This window comes from Spirillospora sp. NPDC127506, from assembly GCF_040302145.1.
In the GTDB taxonomy this organism is placed as follows: domain Bacteria; phylum Actinomycetota; class Actinomycetes; order Streptosporangiales; family Streptosporangiaceae; genus Spirillospora.
The window spans coordinates 88,042-105,924 of sequence record NZ_JBEORG010000017.1; the positions used below are offsets into that span (position 1 = coordinate 88,042).

The 17,883-nt window shown below is 71.0% G+C and carries 14 protein-coding genes; 5 read left to right on the plus strand and 9 right to left on the minus strand.

The annotated features are described in order from the left end of the window. The first annotated feature begins 8 nt into the window (after positions 1-8). The 4 genes from acnA to mug all read left to right on the plus strand — a co-directional run bounded on the left by acnA (position 9) and on the right by mug (position 5,331). Positions 9-2,774, plus strand: a complete 2,766-nt coding sequence (gene acnA, locus ABTW95_RS18120) for an aconitate hydratase AcnA (RefSeq protein WP_396445389.1) — start codon at positions 9-11, stop codon at positions 2,772-2,774. Between the two features lie 260 nt (positions 2,775-3,034). Further along, a complete protein-coding gene (locus ABTW95_RS18125; RefSeq protein ID WP_396445392.1) occupies positions 3,035-3,964 on the plus strand; it encodes an aldo/keto reductase in 930 nt (309 codons plus the stop codon). Positions 3,965-4,001: 37 nt separating this feature from the next. Beyond that, entirely contained in the window at positions 4,002-4,721 is a 720-nt protein-coding gene (locus ABTW95_RS18130; RefSeq protein ID WP_396445393.1) for a sulfite exporter TauE/SafE family protein, read from the plus strand. A gap of 49 nt (positions 4,722-4,770) precedes the next feature. Further along, the gene (gene mug / locus ABTW95_RS18135; protein WP_396445394.1) at positions 4,771-5,331 is read left to right on the plus strand and encodes a G/U mismatch-specific DNA glycosylase; all 561 of its coding nucleotides are present in this window, start codon (positions 4,771-4,773) and stop codon (positions 5,329-5,331) included. Here mug and ABTW95_RS18140 read toward each other — a convergent pair. From ABTW95_RS18140 to idi, 5 genes are all read right to left on the minus strand, one after another. Further along, a complete protein-coding gene (locus tag ABTW95_RS18140) occupies positions 5,321-5,734 on the minus strand; it encodes an ASCH domain-containing protein (RefSeq protein WP_396445395.1) in 414 nt (137 codons plus the stop codon). The genes mug and ABTW95_RS18140 overlap by 11 nt on opposite strands. Positions 5,735-6,075: 341 nt before the next feature. Next, the gene (locus tag ABTW95_RS18145) at positions 6,076-7,002 is read right to left on the minus strand and encodes a carbohydrate ABC transporter permease (RefSeq protein ID WP_396445396.1); all 927 of its coding nucleotides are present in this window, start codon (positions 7,000-7,002) and stop codon (positions 6,076-6,078) included. Continuing rightward, positions 6,999-7,964 carry a carbohydrate ABC transporter permease gene (locus ABTW95_RS18150; protein ID WP_396445397.1) on the minus strand — a complete coding sequence of 322 codons (966 nt, stop codon included), beginning with the start codon at positions 7,962-7,964 and terminating at the stop codon, positions 6,999-7,001. The genes ABTW95_RS18145 and ABTW95_RS18150 overlap by 4 nt, the downstream gene beginning before the upstream one ends. Then, positions 7,961-9,268, minus strand: a complete 1,308-nt coding sequence (locus ABTW95_RS18155) for an ABC transporter substrate-binding protein (RefSeq protein WP_500226853.1) — start codon at positions 9,266-9,268, stop codon at positions 7,961-7,963. The genes ABTW95_RS18150 and ABTW95_RS18155 overlap by 4 nt, the downstream gene beginning before the upstream one ends. A gap of 106 nt (positions 9,269-9,374) precedes the next feature. Then, a complete protein-coding gene (gene idi / locus ABTW95_RS18160) occupies positions 9,375-9,950 on the minus strand; it encodes an isopentenyl-diphosphate Delta-isomerase (protein ID WP_500226854.1) in 576 nt (191 codons plus the stop codon). 150 nt (positions 9,951-10,100) lie between these two features. Between idi and dxs the strand changes: the two genes are divergently transcribed. Beyond that, positions 10,101-12,050: a 1-deoxy-D-xylulose-5-phosphate synthase gene (dxs, locus tag ABTW95_RS18165; RefSeq protein ID WP_500226855.1), complete on the plus strand. Its 1,950-nt coding sequence runs from the start codon at positions 10,101-10,103 to the stop codon at positions 12,048-12,050. Between the two features lie 48 nt (positions 12,051-12,098). On the opposite strand, the gene ABTW95_RS18170 is transcribed toward dxs, so the two are convergent. The 4 genes from ABTW95_RS18170 to ABTW95_RS18185 all read right to left on the minus strand — a co-directional run bounded on the left by ABTW95_RS18170 (position 12,099) and on the right by ABTW95_RS18185 (position 17,787). Beyond that, positions 12,099-12,464: a hypothetical protein gene (locus ABTW95_RS18170; RefSeq protein WP_396445401.1), complete on the minus strand. Its 366-nt coding sequence runs from the start codon at positions 12,462-12,464 to the stop codon at positions 12,099-12,101. Between the two features lie 81 nt (positions 12,465-12,545). Next, on the minus strand, positions 12,546-13,895 hold the full coding sequence (locus tag ABTW95_RS18175) for an FAD-dependent oxidoreductase (RefSeq protein WP_500226856.1): 1,350 nt from the start codon (positions 13,893-13,895) through the stop codon (positions 12,546-12,548). 102 nt (positions 13,896-13,997) lie between these two features. Next, entirely contained in the window at positions 13,998-15,482 is a 1,485-nt protein-coding gene (locus ABTW95_RS18180; protein ID WP_500226857.1) for an amino acid permease, read from the minus strand. Between the two features lie 217 nt (positions 15,483-15,699). Then, entirely contained in the window at positions 15,700-17,787 is a 2,088-nt protein-coding gene (locus ABTW95_RS18185; RefSeq protein WP_500226858.1) for a 3-hydroxyacyl-CoA dehydrogenase NAD-binding domain-containing protein, read from the minus strand. Positions 17,788-17,883: the final 96 nt, after the last annotated feature.

A 17,883-nucleotide genomic window follows, 5' to 3' on the forward strand; every position in this document is an offset into this window, starting at 1 on the left:
AGGAGTCCGTGTCCGCGAACAGCTTCGGCAGCCTTGACAAGCTGCAGGTTGGCGACAAGTCGTACGACATCTATCGGCTGGACGCCGTCGAGGGCGCGGCCCGTCTCCCGTACAGCCTGAAGGTGCTGCTGGAGAACCTGCTGCGCACCGAGGACGGCGCGAACGTCACCGCAGACCACATCCGCGCGCTCGCGCAGTGGGACCCGCAGGCGCAGCCGAGCAAGGAGATCCAGTTCACCCCCGCCCGGGTGATCATGCAGGACTTCACCGGCGTGCCGTGCGTGGTCGACCTCGCCACGATGCGCGAGGCCGTACGGGACCTCGGCGGGGACCCCACGAAGATCAACCCGCTGGCGCCGGCCGAGATGGTGATCGACCACTCGGTGATCGTCGACTACTTCGGCACCCCGCAGGCGTTCGAGCGGAACGTGCAGCGGGAGTACGAGCGCAACAAGGAGCGCTACCAGTTCCTGCGGTGGGGGCAGACGGCGTTCGACGAGTTCAAGGTCGTCCCGCCCGGCACCGGCATCGTCCACCAGGTGAACATCGAGCACCTCGCGCGCGTGGTCTTCGACCGCGACGGCGTCGCCTACCCCGACACCTGCGTCGGCACCGACTCCCACACGACGATGGAGAACGGCATCGGCGTCCTCGGCTGGGGCGTCGGCGGCATCGAGGCCGAGGCCGCGATGCTCGGCCAGCCGATCTCGATGCTCATCCCGCGCGTGGTCGGGTTCAAGCTGACCGGCGAGCTGCCCGCCGGGACCACCGCGACCGACCTGGTCCTCACGATCACCGAGATGCTGCGCGAGCACGGCGTCGTCGGCAAGTTCGTCGAGTTCTACGGCGAGGGCGTGCACGCGCTGCCGCTGGCGAACCGCGCCACGATCGGCAACATGAGCCCCGAGTTCGGCTCCACCTGCGCGATCTTCCCGATCGACGACGAGACGCTGAAGTACCTGCGGCTGACCGGGCGCACCGAAGAGCAGATCAGCCTCGTCGAGGCGTACGCCAAGGCGCAGGGCCTGTGGCTCGACCCGTCGGTGGAGCCCGAGTTCTCCGAGTACATGGAGCTGGACCTCGGCACGGTCGTGCCGTCGCTCGCCGGCCCGAAGCGCCCGCAGGACCGCATCCCGCTGTCGGACGCCAAGCGGATCTGGCGGCGTGACGTGCAGAACTACGTCTCCAGCATCATGGGCGCGCTGGACGAGGCGTCCGACGAGAGCTTCCCGGCCTCCGACACCCCGGCGATCACCCACGCGACCAACGGCGACAAGCCGCGGCACGTCGACCCGGAGGGCTCCACGCGGCCGCACAAGCGCGTCCCCGTCAAGCTGGAGGACGGCACCGAGTTCGTCCTCGACCACGGGCACGTCGCCGTCGCGGCCATCACGTCCTGCACCAACACGTCCAACCCGTACGTGATGATCGGCGCGGCGCTGCTGGCGAAGAACGCCGTGGAGAAGGGCCTCACCCGCAAGCCGTGGGTGAAGACCTCGCTCGCGCCCGGGTCGCAGGTCGTCACCGACTACTACGAGCGCGCCGGGCTCACCCCCTACCTCGACAAGATCGGCTTCAACCTGGTCGGGTACGGCTGCACCACCTGCATCGGCAACACCGGGCCGCTGCAGCCGGAGATCTCCAAGGCCGTCAACGACAACGACCTGGCGGTCACCGCGGTGCTGTCCGGCAACCGCAACTTCGAGGGCCGCATCAGCCCCGACGTGAAGATGAACTACCTGGCGTCGCCGCCGCTCGTCATCGCCTACGCGCTCGCCGGGACGATGGACATCGACATCCTCAACGACCCGATCGCCGAGGGCACCGACGGCCCGGTCTACCTGCGCGACATCTGGCCCGCGCCGGAGGAGGTCGCGGCGATCGTCGAGTCGTCCATCGGGCAGGAGATGTTCGTCGAGAGCTACGCCGACGTCTTCAAGGGCGACGAGCGCTGGCGCAACCTCGCCATCCCCACCGGCGACCTGTTCGAGTGGGACCCGTCGTCCACCTACGTCCGCAAGGCCCCGTACTTCGACGGCATGGGCGCCGAGCCCGAGCCGGTCGCCGACATCCACGGCGCCCGCGTCCTGGCGAAGCTGGGCGACTCGGTCACCACCGACCACATCTCCCCGGCGGGCGCCATCAAGGTCGGCACCCCCGCCGCGCAGTACCTCCAGGACAACGGCGTCGCCGTCAAGGACTTCAACTCCTACGGCTCGCGCCGCGGCAACCACGAGGTCATGATCCGCGGGACGTTCGCCAACATCCGGCTCCGCAACCAGCTCCTGGACGGCGTCGAGGGCGGCTACACCCGCGACTTCACCCAGGAGGGCGCGCCGCAGGCGTTCATCTACGACGCCTCGCGAAACTACCTCGAGCGCGGCATCCCGCTCGTGGTCATCGCGGGCAAGGAGTACGGCTCCGGCTCGTCCCGCGACTGGGCGGCGAAGGGCACCGCGCTGCTCGGCGTCCGCGCCGTGATCGCCGAGTCCTTCGAGCGCATCCACCGCTCCAACCTGATCGGCCTCGGCGTCCTGCCGCTGCAGTTCAAGGACGGCGAGTCCGCCGAGTCGCTCGGCCTCACCGGCACCGAGACCTTCGACATCACCGGCGTCACCGCCCTCAACGAGGGCGGCATCCCGGAGGAGGTCACCGTGAAGGCCGACGACAAGGAGTTCACCGCCATCGTCCGCATCGACACCCCGGGTGAGGCGGACTACTACCGCAACGGCGGCATCCTCCAGTACGTCCTGCGCAACCTGATCCGCAAGTAACCCGCACGACCGCGACGGGCCGCTCCACCCCGGAGCGGCCCGTTCCGTCTCCGCACGGCTGGAGGGGCCGGGGCCGGACCGCCGGTCGCGGTGCTGCGCAGCACGAGCATCGTGTCGACGCCGGGGTGATCGTCAGCAGTGCGGCCGGGCGGCGAGGGTGTGGCAGGCGGGGGGGTCATGCCGGAGATGTCGCAGGAGTGTTCCGCGGCGCGGTGGGAATGGGCGTTCGGAACGTCTGATTGGATCTGGGGATGGCCGGCATGAACAAGATCGGTGACCTCGACGTCTTCCCGCTGTGCCTGGGCGGGAACGTCTTCGGCTGGACGACCGGCAAGGAGCGCTCGTTCGAGATCCTGGACGCCTACGCGGCGGCCGGCGGCAACTTCATCGACACGTCCGACTCCTACACGGCGTCCGCGCCGGGCAACAGCGGCGGCGAGTCCGAGACGATCATCGGGGAGTGGGCGGAGTCCCGCGGCAACCGGGACGACATCGTCATCGCCACCAAGGTGGGCAGGCACCCTGACCGCCAGGGGCTGGCCCCGGCCAACATCAAGGCCGCCGCGGACGACTCCCTGCGCCGGCTCCGCACCGACCGCATCGACCTGTACTACACGCACTTCGACGACCCGTCCGTGCCCGTCGGGGACATCATGGGCGCCCTGGACGAGCTGGTGACGGCGGGCAAGGTCAGGCACATCGCGGTGTCCAACATCGAGCCGGACCGGCTTGAGGCGTCACTGGAGTTCGCCGAGCGCGAGGGCACCGCCCGCTACGTCGCCATCCAGCCGCACTACAACCTCGTGTCCCGCGACACCTACGAGGGGCCGCGCCGCGACCTCGCCGAACGGTACGGACTGGCCGCCGTCCCCTACTACGGACTCGCGTCGGGCTTCCTGACCGGCAAGTACCGCCCCGGCGGCAAGGTGGACAGCGTGCGCGCCGGCCGCGCGGCGAAGTACCTGGAGACCGAGCGCGGCCGCAGGGTGCTCGCCGCGCTCGACCTCGTCGCCGAGGAGCAGGGCGTCGCCGTCGCCACCGCGGCGCTGGCCTGGCTCGCCGCGCAGCCGACCGTCGCCGCGCCCATCGCCAGCGCCCGCACCCCCGACCAGCTCCCGCCCCTCGTCGAGAGCGCCCGGACGACCCTGACCGACGACCAGCTGAAGCGCCTCACCGAGGCATCCGCCTGATGATGACCGGATAAGTAGGGATGTAGCGTCACGCGTTGTGCCGCCTTTCGAGTTCCTCCTGTTCGGCGGCCTGGCCGCGCTGGTCGGCGCGATCGTGCAGGGAAGCGTCGGCCTCGGCGTCGGCCTGGTCGCCACCCCGATCGTCACGATGCTGTACCCGTCGCTGATGCCGGGCGCGATCCTGGTCGTCGCGCTGGTCCTGCCGCTGGCCACGCTCGCGCAGGAGGTCGGGCACGTCGACTCCCGCGGCCTCGCCTGGGCGTTCGGCGGCCGGCTCGCCGGGACGCCGTTCGGGGTGTGGCTGGTCGCCGCCGTCCCCACCCGCGTCCTCAGCATCGTCATCGGCGTGATCGTCCTCGCCGCGCTCGCGGTGACGGCCCGGTCGGCGGACGTGCCGCGCAACCGCCGGACGCTCGCCGCCGCCGGAGTCGTCTCCGGCACCACCGGGACCGCGTCCGGCATCGGCGGCCCGCCCATCGCGCTGCTCTACCAGCGCGAGAGCGGCCCCCGGGTGCGGGCGACGCTCGCCCTGTACTTCGTGGGCGGCACGCTGCTCTCCCTGACCGTCCTCGGCGTCGCGGGGCACCTCCCCGCCCGGCAGGTCGTCGCGGGCCTGCTGCTGCTCCCGTTCGTGTTCGCGGGGTTCCTCGCGGCCGGTCCGCTGCGCCGCTACCTGGACGCCGGGCGCCTCCGGCTGGCGCTGCTCCTCGTCGTCGGGACGTCCGCGGTGGTGCTGATCGTCCGCAACCTGATCTGAGGCGCCCGGTGAGGCCGCCCTTCCGCGGTACCGCCGGTAGTTTTGCCTGATGCGTCCCAGCAAGGCCGACCTTGAGGCGGCTCGCGACCGTGTCATCGACGATGTCCTGCCCCTGGACGGCGGGACGCTCCGGGTGCTGTTCAGCGGCATCAACCCGGGCCTGTACTCCGGCGCCACCGGGTACCACTTCGCGCGTCCCGGCAACCGCTTCTGGCCCGCGCTGCACCGCTCCGGCTTCACCGACCGGCTCCTGGACCCGTCCGAGCAGCACCTCCTGCCCGGCTACGGCCTCGGCATCACCAACCTGGCGCACCGCACCACGGCCCGCGCGGACGAACTGACCGGCGAGGAGCTGCGCGAGGGCGGACGCCGCCTGAAGGCCCTCGCGGACCGGCACCGTCCCGCCTACCTGGCGGTCGCCGGGGTCACCGCCTACCGCACCGCCTTCGGCCGCCCCCGCGCCCAGATCGGCCCGCAGGACGAGCGGTTCGGCCCGGCGAGGGTCTGGGTGCTGCCGAACCCGAGCGGGTTGAACGCCGGGTGGCCGCTCGACCGCATCGCCGCCGAGTTCCGCCGGCTGCGCGAAGCCGCCGAGGCCCTCAGGGGTTGAGGGCGAACATCGTGTTCACCTCTTTGACCAGGGACGGGTGCGGCTGCCACAGGTCGGTGCGGCCGAGGGCGACGATGGGCCGGGGGAGGGGGCGGACGCCGCTGAGGTGCCAGTGGTGGTGGCCGCGCTCCGCCCAGGGGCCGCAGTCGCAGGAGCCGCCGCGGACGGCGGCGGAGCAGACGTCGTCGAGCTCGGCGACCGCGATGACGGCGCCGATCGTGGCGAGCGGGTCGCGCGGGTCCCAGCCGGCGGCCTGGATCAGCGGCGAGTCGCACGCCTTCAGGTCGACGCGCATGGAGGCGTGGACGAGGAGGGGGCCGCGGTAGGCCGTCGGCAGGCTCTGGTTCGAGACCGACTTGCCGCCGCGCGCGATCGCGAACGCCCAGGGCTGCTGAACACTCATCGCCTGCACGCGGCCACCTCCACTGCTCGTCCCCGTCTCCGTCGACCCGGGATCGCCGAGGCCCCGGCGGATGCCGGTGTGCCGCGCGACGATGCCCGAGAGGCTAGGCGCATCCCGGCGGAATTGCCAACGGGCGGGTCGAAAGGATTGATGTCCGCCATGGGACGGCTGCCGGGCCGTGCAATTCCCATGCGGATCTCCTTTGATCATCCTTGTGACGCGTGAGCACCGTGCCGGGTTGACGTGCTCCTGCGACTAATACGGATTAACACGAATTGACGCGGGGGTCCATAACGGACGGGCCAGAGGTGCGGCGCGCGCGGCCGGTGTGTTCGTCCGTCTCATCCCTTGAGCGCTCCCGCCATCAGGCCGCGCATGAAGAACCGTCCCAGCAGCAGGTACACCAGGAGGGTCGGCAGGGACGCCAGGAGCGCCTCGGCCATCTGCTGGTTGTACTGGACGGCGACCGCGCCCGAGCCCGCCGTGTTGTTCAGCATCACCGTGACCGGCCAGCTGTCGGGGGCGCCGAGGAACACCGCGAACAGGAAGTCGTTCCACATCGAGGTGAACTGCCAGATCAGCGTCACCGCGAACGCGGGCGCCGACACCGGCAGGACCACCGACCAGTACGTGCGCAGCATGCCGGCGCCGTCCACGCGGGACGCCTCGATCAGCTCGTCCGGGATCGTGACGTAGTAGTTCCGGAAGATGAGCGTGCAGATCGGGATGCCGTACACGACGTGCGCGAGGACGAGGCCGCGGATCGTGCCCGCCAGCTCCATGTCCGTCAGCAGCCCCGCCAGCGGGATCATGACCGCCTGGTAGGGGATGAACATGCCGAACAGGAACAGGGTGAACACGACGTCCGCGCCCGGGAACCGCCACTTGGACAGGACGTAGCCGTTCATCGAGCCGAGCACGGCCGAGATGACCGACCCGGTCACCGCGATCTTGACGCTGTTCTCCAGGCCCGGCTTCAGCGCGTCCCAGGCCGTGCTCCAGCCGGACGTGCTCCAGTTGCTCGGCAGGCTCCACGCGCTGCTCGGGTCCGCCTCGGCCAGCGGTTTGAAGCTGGTGACGATGAGGACGTAGACGGGGATGAGGAACAGCAGCACGAACGCCAGCAGGACGGCCAGCTTGACCGCCTGCACGGCCCGCGACGACCGGCCGGGCGCGCTCGTGCCCGCGCCGCCCCCGCCGCGTCCGCGCAGGCCGCCCGCCAGCCGGCGCCACGCCGGCGCCGCGGGGGGTGCTTCCACGCGCGTCATCGGGTCCGCTCCGATCGCACCGACCAGACCAGGTACGGGATCACCAGGACGGCGACGGCGACCAGCATGTAGGTCGCGATCGTCGCGCCGTTCGCCGGGTCGTGCCGGTCGAAGATCTCCACGTAGGTGGCGATCGCCGGGACGTAGGTGATGATCTGCTTGCCCGCGATCGCCATGATCAGGTCGAACACCTTCAGCGAGATGTGCCCGAGGATGATCAGCGCGGACAGCGTCACCGGGCGGAGCTGCGGGAACACCACGTACCGGTACACCTTCCACTCGGAGGCGCCGTCCACCCGCGCCGCCTCGCGCAGCTCCTCAGGGACGCTCCGGAACCCGGCCAGATACAAAGCCATGACATATCCGGACATCTGCCAGATGGCGGGGAGGGCCATCGCCGCCATGCCCCAGTCCGGATGCTGCCACCAGCTGTTCGACAGGAACCCCAGATGGAGCTTGTCGAACAGCTGGTTGAACCCGACGGCGCGCTGCGGCGGCGCCGGGTTCATCAGCCATCGCCACACGACCCCGCTGGCGATGAACGACACCGCCATCGGGAACAGGTACACCACCCGGAAGCCGGCCTCGGCGCGGATCCCCTTGTCCATGAGGAACGCCAGGAAGGCGCCGAGCGCCAGCGCGCCGACCACGAACACCGCCGTGAACAGCAGCGCGTGCTTGACCGCGCCCGGCCAGCTCGGCTGGGACCACAGGTCGACGAAGTTCCTGCCCTTGTCGAACCCGTACTCGGAGACCTCGTCGTGCTTGCCGCTCAGCGCGACCCGCGTGTTCCAGAACAGCAGCCCGTAGACGAACAGCCCGATCGCGGCGATGGACGGCGAGACGAGCAGCAGCCCCGGCAGCCACTTGCGGCTGCGCCGGAGGAGCGACGAGCGGTGCTCCTCCGGCGTCTCCCGGCGGCCGGCGCCGGCTGCTTTCAGGCCCTCATCCGACGCGGTCACTGTCCGCTGTTCTTGGCCGCGGTCACCAGCCCCTGCTGGAGCTTGGCCACGTCCCGGTTCTGCAGGAACAGGCCGATCGCGGTGTCGATGTCGGTGTGCCACTTGTTGTTGGCGTTCACGCCGTGCCAGAACGAGCCCGCCAGCTTGGTCTGCGGGTTGTTCCACTCCTCGAACGCGGTCTGCAGGTAGCCGGTGTAGAGGCTCTTGTCGGCGTCCTTACGGGCGGGGATGGAGCCCTTCTTCGGGTTGAAGAGGTCCTGCCCCTCCTTGCTGGACACCTCCTTCAGCCACGCGGTCGCCCCGGCGCGGTGCGGCGCGCCCTTGGGCAGGGTGAAGCTGTCCGACAGCCACATGTAGGTGCCCTCGGTGCCCGGCGCCGGCGCGAACTTGAAGTCGGTGTCGAGCTTCTTGCCGAGGCCGTTGGGCGCGTCGCCGATGAAGTACCCGTAGGCCCAGTCGCCCATGATGTTGAACGCGGCCTTGCCGTCCACGACGGCCTTCGCGGCGCCCTGCCAGTCGGTGGACGCGGCCTCCAGCGTCGTGTACTTCATGATCTCGCCGAAGTCGTTCAGCGCCTTGGTGACCGCCGGGGTGCTCCAGTCGGCGCCCGGCTTCCACAGCGCGTTGTAGCCGTCGGTGCCGAGGCTGCCGAGCAGGACGTTCTCCAGCAGGTGGTCGGCCGTCCACTGCGCGCCGAGCGACAGCGGCACCTTCTTCGTCTTGCTCTTGACGGCCTTCAGCGCGGTGATGAACTCGGGGATCGACTTCGGCGGCCCGTCGATCCCGGCGTCCTCGAGGATGCCCGGGTTGTACCAGAGCACGTTGGACCGGTGGATGTTCACCGGGACCGAGTAGATGTGCCCCTGGTAGGTGATCTGGTCGAGAAGCTGCTGCGGGTAGACCGACTTCAGGTTGTTCTCCTGGTAGAAGTCGTCCAGCGGCTCGATCTGCCCGGCCTTGATGTAGTCCAGCAGCTCCGCGCCCGCGTGGCCCTGGAACGAGTCCGGCGGCTTGCGGTTCTGCAGCCGGCTCGCCAGGACGGCCTTGGCCTGCGTCCCCGACCCGCCGGCGATCGCCGCGTTGACGAACTTCGTACCGGGATTCTTCTTCTCGAAGTCTGCCTGCATGGCCTTCAGCCCGTCGGCCTCGCCCGGGCCGGTCCACCAGGAGAAGACCTCGACCTCGGACTTGTCGTCGTTCGAGCCTCCGCCGTCGTCTCCGCCGCAGCCCGACAGGGCGAGGGCACCGGTCATGGCCACGGCCGCGAAGACGGTCCAGCGGCGCCGGAAAGCACGTACTCGCATCGTCCGTCCTTTCGGTAACCCCGGGAGAGCAAGCGTCCGTTCGGACGCGCGGGCGGTCAACACCGGGGACCGAAAAGTGATCAAGCGGTGATGCGGTCGCTCCGGCCTACCAGGCGAGCGCGGGCGGGAGGTCGTCCTGCCCGGCGTCCGGCCAGTCGAGCGGGGCGCCGAGCGGCGCCAGCTCGGCCAGCTGCAGCCGGTACCAGGGCGAGGACTCGGGGCGCTCGGCCAGCTCCAGGCAGCGCTCCCACGTCCACCACTCGGCCGCCTCGACCTCGTCGGGGTTCGGGTGGACGGCCCCGTCGGCGGCGGTGGCGCGCACGACCGGGCAGCGCTCGTGCTCGACCGTTCCGTCCGCGGCCGCGGCCCGGTACCGGAACCGCGGCAGGACGGACGTGAGCGACGCCGCCGCCATGCCCAGCTCGTCCCGCAGCCGGCGCAGCACCGCGTCGCGCAGCTTCTCGCCCGGCGCGGGGTGCCCGCAGCAGCTCCCCGTCCAGACCCCGGGGAACGTCCGCTTGTCGAGGGCGCGCTGAGTGATCAGGACGCGACCTTCCGTATCCACGACATAGCAGGAAAAGGCCAGGTGGTACGGCGTGCGCCTGTGGTGGCTGGCGCTCTTCGGAGCGGTTCCGACGGCTTCGTCCGCCGCGTTGAGCAGCACGATCTCTTCGACGCCCATGCTCTACTCCTACCCCATCCCTGCCCCGGGGGTCAGTCTTTTCACACCCGGCGCGCGGGCGGCCTTCGGCGCGTCGCGGGCGAACCGGGATTAAACTCGGAACGGCCCGAGCCAGGGGAGACCCGATCCCCGACGGAGGAGTTGAAACGAGTGAGCTTGCTTGAGTCGATCAAAGGTCCCGACGACCTCAAACGACTGGACGCCGCTCAACTGCCTCGGCTCGCGGAGGAGATCCGCGAGTTCCTCGTCCAGGCGGTCTCCAAGACCGGCGGGCACCTGGGGCCCAACCTGGGCGCGGTCGAGCTGACGATCGCGCTGCACCGCGTCTTCGACTCGCCGCACGACAAGGTCCTGTTCGACACGGGGCACCAGGCGTACGTGCACAAGATCCTCACCGGGCGGCACGACTTCGAGCTGCTCCGCAAGCGCGGCGGCCTGTCGGGGTACCCGAGCCGCAACGAGTCCGAGCACGACGTCATCGAGAACTCCCACGCCTCCACCGCCCTCTCCTACGCCGACGGGTTCGCCAAGGCGTTCCAGCTGCGCGGCGAGACCGACCGCGCGGTGGTCGCCGTCGTCGGCGACGGCGCGCTGACCGGCGGCATGTGCTGGGAGGCGCTGAACAACATCGCCGCCGGCGTCGACCGGCCGGTCATCATCGTCGTCAACGACAACGGCCGGTCCTACTCGCCGACCATCGGCGGCCTCGCGTCCCACCTCGCCGACCTGCGCGTCACCCAGGGCTACGAGAACGCGCTCGAACTCATCAAGAAGACGGTGCCGCGCGCCCCCGTCGTCGGGAACCTCACCTACGAGGCGCTGCACGGCATCAAGAAGGGCCTCAAGGACGTCCTGCAGCCGCAGGCCATGTTCGAGGACCTCGGCATGAAGTACGTCGGCCCGATCGACGGCCACGACGAGGACGCCGTCGAGCGCGCGCTGCGCCGCGCCCGCGGGTTCGGCCGCCCGGTCATCGTGCACTGCATCACCACCAAGGGGCGCGGCTACGCGCCCGCGGAGAACGACACCGAGGACTGCATGCACGGCGGCGGCGCGTTCGACCCCGCCACCGGCAAGTTCGTCGTCAAGAGGAGCGGCCCCGCCTGGACGAAGATCTTCGGCGAGGAGATGGTGGCGATCGGCCGGGAGCGCCGCGACGTCGTCGCCGTCACCGCCGCGATGCTCCACCCGGTCGGGTTCGCGCCGTTCGCCGAGGCGTTCCCCGACCGCATCTTCGACGTCGGCATCGCCGAGCAGCACGCGGTCACCTCCGCCACCGGGCTCGCCATGGGCGGCCTGCACCCGGTCGTCGCGGTGTACGCGACGTTCCTCAACCGGGCCTTCGACCAGGTCCTCATGGACGCGGCGCTGCACAGGCAGCCCGTCACGTTCGCGTTGGACCGCTCCGGCGTGACCGGCGACGACGGCGCCAGCCACAACGGCATGTGGGACCTGTCGATCCTGCAGCTCGTGCCGGGCATGCGCATCGCCGTCCCGCGCGACGGGGCGCGGCTGCGCGAGCTGCTGCGCGAGTGCGTCGCCGTCTCCGACGGCCCGACCGCGATCCGCTACCCCAAGGGCCCGGCGGCCGACGACATCGAGGCGATCGACAAGGTCGGCGAGATGGACGTGCTGGCGCGCCACGACGGCTTCAACGGCACCCGCGTGCTGCTGGTCGCGGCCGGCTCGATGGCGACGCCCGCGGTCGAGGCGGCGGGGCTCATCGCCGCGCAGGGCATCGGCGTCACCGTCGTCGACCCGCGCTGGGTGAAGCCGCTCGACCCGGCGCTGCTCGACCTCGCCCGCGACCACGCGCTCGTCGCCGTCGCCGAGGACAACGGCCGCGCCGGCGCCGTCGGCGACGCCGTCGCGCGGCTGCTGCGCGACGCCGAGGTGGACGCCCCGGTCCGCACGTTCGGCATCCCGCAGGAGTTCCTCGACCACTCCTCGCGCGGCGAGATCCTCGCCGACATCGGCCTGACGCCGCAGGCGCTCGCCCGCGACATCACCGAGTACGTGGCCCGCATCACCGCGACGGAGAGCGACACCCCGGAGGCGTCCGAGCGGGCCTCCGAGCAGACCAGCGACGAGAAGCCCTGACGCCCCGGACGGCAGGCCCCGGCCGGGGAGGCCCGGCCGGGCCGGCGGCTAGACGCCGTCGGCGGACAGCAGGCGCCAGGAGTGGGTGATGGACGCGGCGGACGTGCCGAGTTCGCGTCCGGAGTACGTCCATTGCCCGCGCAGGCGCCAGGGGCGCCCGGCGCCGTCCTGGACGAAGACCTGCAGCGGGAAGCAGGCGTCGTGCGCGCGGATGACGCCCGCCGGGTCGACCGAGGGGGCGAGCCGGGGCCGACCCTCGCACCGCACGCCCATCACGGACGTGCGCGGGTCCTGGCGCAGGAGCCCCTGCGTCAGGTCGTACACGAGTACGGACACGTAGTCGGGGCCCAGCCACCTGAGGTCGGGGACCGTCTCGGGTGGGGGGAACCCGTACAGTTCTGGACCACCGGTCACACGCGCACCGTAGCGCCCGGGTCACATGTCCGTCACTACCTTGCGGCCGGGCAATTCGCGTGAAGGTGAATTACAGGGGCGTCACTCGGCGCCGCGGCAGGCGGCCGTCATCGCCTCCCAGCGGGCCAGCTTGACCCGCTCGCCGCGGTCGAGGCTGCGCGCGAGGGCGATCTCGGCGGCGTCGAGCCTCAGCCAGTCCGCGTAGGTGACGACGGGCAGCCCGCGCGCCTCCAGCAGCTCCTCGATGGTGCGCTTCGGCGACGCGTCGGTGCCGGCGGCGTCCTCCAGGAGGTTGCGGACGGTCTCGGCCGCGTCGGACTTGTTGGTGCCGACGACGCCGGACGGGCCGCGCTTGATCCACCCGGCGACGTACTCGCGGGGGACGGGCGCGCCGTCCGGGCCGAGGATCCGGCCGCCCTCGTTGGGGACGACGTAGGAGCGCTCGTCGAACGGGACGCCGTCCAGCGGCACGCTCTGGTAGCCGACCGACCGCAGCACCATGCCGACGGGCAGCGTCTCGAACTCGCCGGTGCCGACGACGCGGCCCGACTCGTCCAGCCGCGTCCTCTCCAGCTTCAGGCCCTCGACCCGGCCGGTGCCGAGGATCTCGACGGGCGCCCGCCAGAACCGCACGTCGATGTGCCGGGCCCGGCCGGCGGCCGGCTCGCCCGTCCAGCCGTTGAGGACCTTGACGTTGCCGCCGGTCTTGCGGTCGCTTGCGGCCAGCTCGGCGCTCGCCGGGTCGAGCTCCATGTCCTCCGGCCGGACGTGGATGCTGGCGTTGGGCAGCTCGCCCAGCTCGCGGGCCTCCTTGGTGGTGAACTTCGCCTGCGCGGGGCCGCGCCGCCCGATCATGTGGATGCGCTTGACCCTGCTGCGCGACAGCGCCTCGATGACCTGCTCGGGGACGTCGGTGTCGCGCAGCTCGCCCGCCGACTTGGCGAGGATGCGGACGACGTCCACGGCGACGTTGCCGACGCCGACCACCGCGACCTCCTCCACGGACAGGTCGAACTCGTGGTCGGCGGCGTCGGGGTGCCCGCAGTACCAGTTCACGAAGTCGGTGGCGGCGATGCTGCCGGGCAGCTCCTCGCCGGGGATCCGCATGTGCCGGTCGACCATCGCGCCGGTGGCGTAGATGACGGCGTCGTAGCAGTCGAGCAGGTCGGCGCGGGTGATGTCGCGGCCCAGCTCGACGCAGCCGAAGAACCGGACGGCGGGGTTCTCCAGGACCTTCTGCAGGTACCGGGCGATCGACTTGATGGACGTGTGGTCGGGCGCGACGCCGTAGCGGACCAGCCCGTACGGCGAGGGCAGCCTGTCGAACACGTCCACCCGGACGTCGCCGCCGGTCTGCTTGACGAGGGCCTCGGCGGCGTAGATCCCCGCCGGGCCGGAACCGATCACCGCGACGAGCACTGGAGAAGCCATGCGGGCCATTGTGCCCACCCGCCGCGCAAAAGGACACAGTGACGCCCGTCACGAGATCAGGTCGCCCCGGAGCCGTCCCGGGAGTCGTCCCACGGGGCGGAGTCAGGACTTGATGGACGCCGGTTCCGCGCGGCCCACCCGGCTGTGCCGGTACCCGTAGAACCCGTAGACGACGATGCCGATCACCATCCAGGCGAGGAACCGCAGCCACGTGTCCACCGGCAGGTTGATCATCACGAACAGGCAGCCGAGCACCGACAGGACCGGGACGGCCGGGACCCACGGCGTGCGGAACGCGCGGGGCAGGTCCGGGCGGGTGCGGCGCAGCACCATCACGGCGATCGAGACGACGAGGAACGCGAACAGGGTGCCGATGTTGACCAGCTCGGCCAGCTTGGCGAGCGGGATGAACCCGGCGAGCACGGCGACCACGGTCCCCATCAGGATCGTCGAGCGGTAGGGGGTGCCGAACCGCGGGTGGACGGCCGACAGCCAGGGCGGCATGAGGCCGTCCCGGCCCATCGCGAAGAAGATGCGGCTCTGGCCGAGCAGCAGGATCAGCACGACGCTGGTGAGGCCGATGACGGCGCCGACGTCGATGAAGGTGGCGAACACCGGGCGCCCGGCGGCCTTGAACGCGTCGGCGAGCGGCGCCTCGGTGCTCAGCTTCGTGTAGTTCTGCATCCCGGCGACGACGGTGGACACGGCGGCGTACAGGACCGCGGTGATGACGAGCGACCCGATGAGCCCGATGGGCACGTCCCGCTGCGGCCGGCGGGCCTCCTCGGCGGCGGTGGCGACGATGTCGAAGCCGATGTAGGCGAAGAACACGATCGCGATGGCGGCGAAGATGCCGAGCCAGCCGAAGTTGGCGGGGGTGAAGCCGAACAGCTCCTGCATCAGCGGCGCGGTGAGGCCGCTGCCCTCCGGCGCCGGCTTCGACGGCGGGATGAAGGGCTCGTAGTTGGCGGCCTTGACGAAGAACAGCCCGGCGAAGATGACCAGCAGCACGATCGACACCTTGATCGCGACGACCACGGCGTTCACCCGGGAGGAGATCTTGACGCCGAGGACGAGCAGCGCGGTCACCACGACCACGAGGGCGATGGCGGGGACGTTCACCGTGCCGCCCTCGCCCGGCGGCGCGGCGAGCGACTCGGGGATGGTGACGCCGATGTCGTCCAGCAGCGAGGCGAAGTAGCCGGACCAGCCGACCGACACCACGGCCGCGCCGAGCGCCATCTCCAGGATGAGGTCCCAGCCGATGATCCAGGCGGGGAACTCCCCGATGGTGGCGTAGGAGAAGGTGTAGGCGGAGCCCGCGACCGGGACGGTGGAGGCGAACTCGGCGTAGCAGAGCGCCGCGAGCCCGCACACGACCGCGGCGAGGATGAACGACAGCGCGACCGCGGGTCCGGCCTTGTCCCGGGCGACCTGCCCGGTGAGCACGAAGATGCCGGTCCCGATGATCACTCCGACGCCGAACACGGTGAGGTCCAGCGCGGACAGGGCGCGCCGGAGCCGGTGCGCGGGCTCCTCGGTGTCGCGGATCGACTGCTCCACCGATTTCGTGCGCAGCAGGTTCATCCTCGCCGCCCCTCCGCGTCCCTCGTGCCCGTCCCGGCGGTGTGCTCGGCTGTCTGCCGTATGCCCAGATGAGCGCGGCTTATGATCAGCGGGGCCGGATGAGCGCCTGTGACGTGCGGGAATGCCGGAGAAGTGGCGTTCCGAATGCGGCTCGGAACGCCACTTCTCCGGGGAGCGGCGGAGGCCGTGTCAGGCGGGCCGTGTCAGGCGGGCCGTGTCAGGCGGGCAGGGAGGCGACCCCCGGCTCCAGGAAGCGGCGGCCGGTCACCTTCTCGGCGATGCCCGACCTGTCCAGGTACGGGGTGATGCCGCCCAGGTGGAACGGCCAGCCGGCGCCGAGGATCATGCAGAGGTCGATGTCCTCCGGCGCCGCGACGACCCCCTCGTCCAGCATGATGCGGATCTCCTCGGCGAGCGCGGCGAGCGCCCGGTCGAGGACCTGCTCCTCGGTCGACGGGCTCGTCCCGCCCGCGAAGATCTCCACGACCTCGGGGTCGAGGGAGAAGTCCGGCAGGTACACGCCGGGCTTGCCGGCCGCGACCATCTTCGCGAGGTTGTCCGACAGCGGGAACCGGTCCGGGAACGCGGCGTGCAGGGTCTCGTTGACGTGCAGCGCGATCGCCGGGCCGACCAGGCCCATCAGGACGAACGGCGGCATCGGCAGGCCGAGCGGCGCGGCGGCCCGCTCCGCGACCTCGATCGGGGTGCCCTCGTCGACCGTCTTGACGATCTCGGCGAGCAGCCGCAGCAGGACGCGGTTGACCACGAACGCCGGGGCGTCCTTGACCAGCACGCACGACTTCTTCAGCGCCTTGCCGGTCGCGAACGCGGTGGCGAGCGCGGCGTCGTCGGTCCGCCCGCCGCGGACGACCTCCAGCAGCGGCAGCACCGCGACCGGGTTGAAGAAGTGGAAGCCGACGACCCGCTCCGGGTGCTTCAGCTTCGACGCCATCTCGGTGACGGAGAGGGACGAGGTGTTGGTCGCGAGGACGCACTCGGCCGAGACGTACTCCTCGACCTCGGCGAACACCTTCTGCTTGACCGCCATCTCCTCGAACACGGCCTCGATGACGAAGTCGGCGTCGGCGAACGCGTCCTTCGTCAGCGAGCCGGAGATGAGCGACTTGAGGCGGTTCGCCGCGTCGGGGGAGAGGCGCCCCTTGCCGAGCAGCTTGTCGATCTCGCCGTGCGCGTAGCCGACGCCCTTGTCCAGGCGCTCCTGGTCGAGGTCGGTCAGCACGACCGGGACCTCCAGGCGGCGCGCGAACAGCAGCGCGAGCTGCGAGGCCATCAGGCCCGCGCCGACGACGCCGACCTTGGTGACCTTGCGGGCGAGCGCCTTGTCCGGCGCCCCGGCGGGGCGCTTCGCCCGCTTCTGGGTGAGGTCGAACGCGTAGAGGCCGGCCCGCAGCTCGTCGCTCATGATGAGGGAGCACAGCGCTTCGTCTTCGGCGGCGAAGCCCTCGTCGCGGGTGCGGTCCTTGGCGGCGGCGACGAGGTCCAGCGCGCGGGTGTAGGACGGGGCGGCGCCGTGGAGCTTGCCGTCGACGTTCCAGCGGGCCGCCGCGACCGCGTCGTCCCACGCCTTGCCCTTGTCGACCTCGGGCCGGGTGACCGTGATGTCGCCGTTGAGGACGCGGGCCGTCCAGGCGAGCGACTCCTCCAGGAAGTCGGCCGAGTCGAAGATCGCGTCGGCGATCCCCAGCTCGTACGCCTGCCCGCCCTTCAGCATCCGGTTCTGGGCGAGGGGGTTCTCGATGATGACCTTGAGCGCGTTCTCCGCGCCGATGAGGTTCGGCAGCAGATACGTCCCGCCCCAGCCGGGAACCAGCCCGAGGAACGTCTCGGGCAGCGCGAACGCCGGGACGCCGGACGAGATCGTCCGGTACGTGCAGTGCAGGCCGATCTCGACGCCGCCGCCCATCGCCGCGCCGTTGTAGTAGGCGAACGACGGGACGTCCAGCTCGCCGAGCCGCCGGAACACGTCGTGGCCCAGCTTGCCGATGGCCCGCGCGTCGTCCCGGTTCGTGATGAGCGGGACGCCCTTGAGGTCGGCGCCGACCGCGAAGATGAACGGCTTGCCGGTGACGCCGACGGCCGCGATGTCGTCGCGTCCCGCGATGGTGTCGATGGCGGCGTCCAGCTCGGCGAGGCCGTTGGGGCCGAAGGTGTTGGGCTTGGTGTGGTCGAATCCGTTGTCGAGCGTGATGAGCGCGAGCGTGCCCGCGCCGTAGGGGAGCGTCACGTCGCGCACGTGCGCGTGTGTGACGACCTCGTCGCCGAATACCTCTCGAAGGCTGCTCACTGTGTCCTCCCCCCGGGGGCGGTCCCCCGGACCCCCCGAACGACTCCGTCGCTCACTGCGTCCTCTCCGGGAGTGGTCCCCCGGACTCCCCGAACG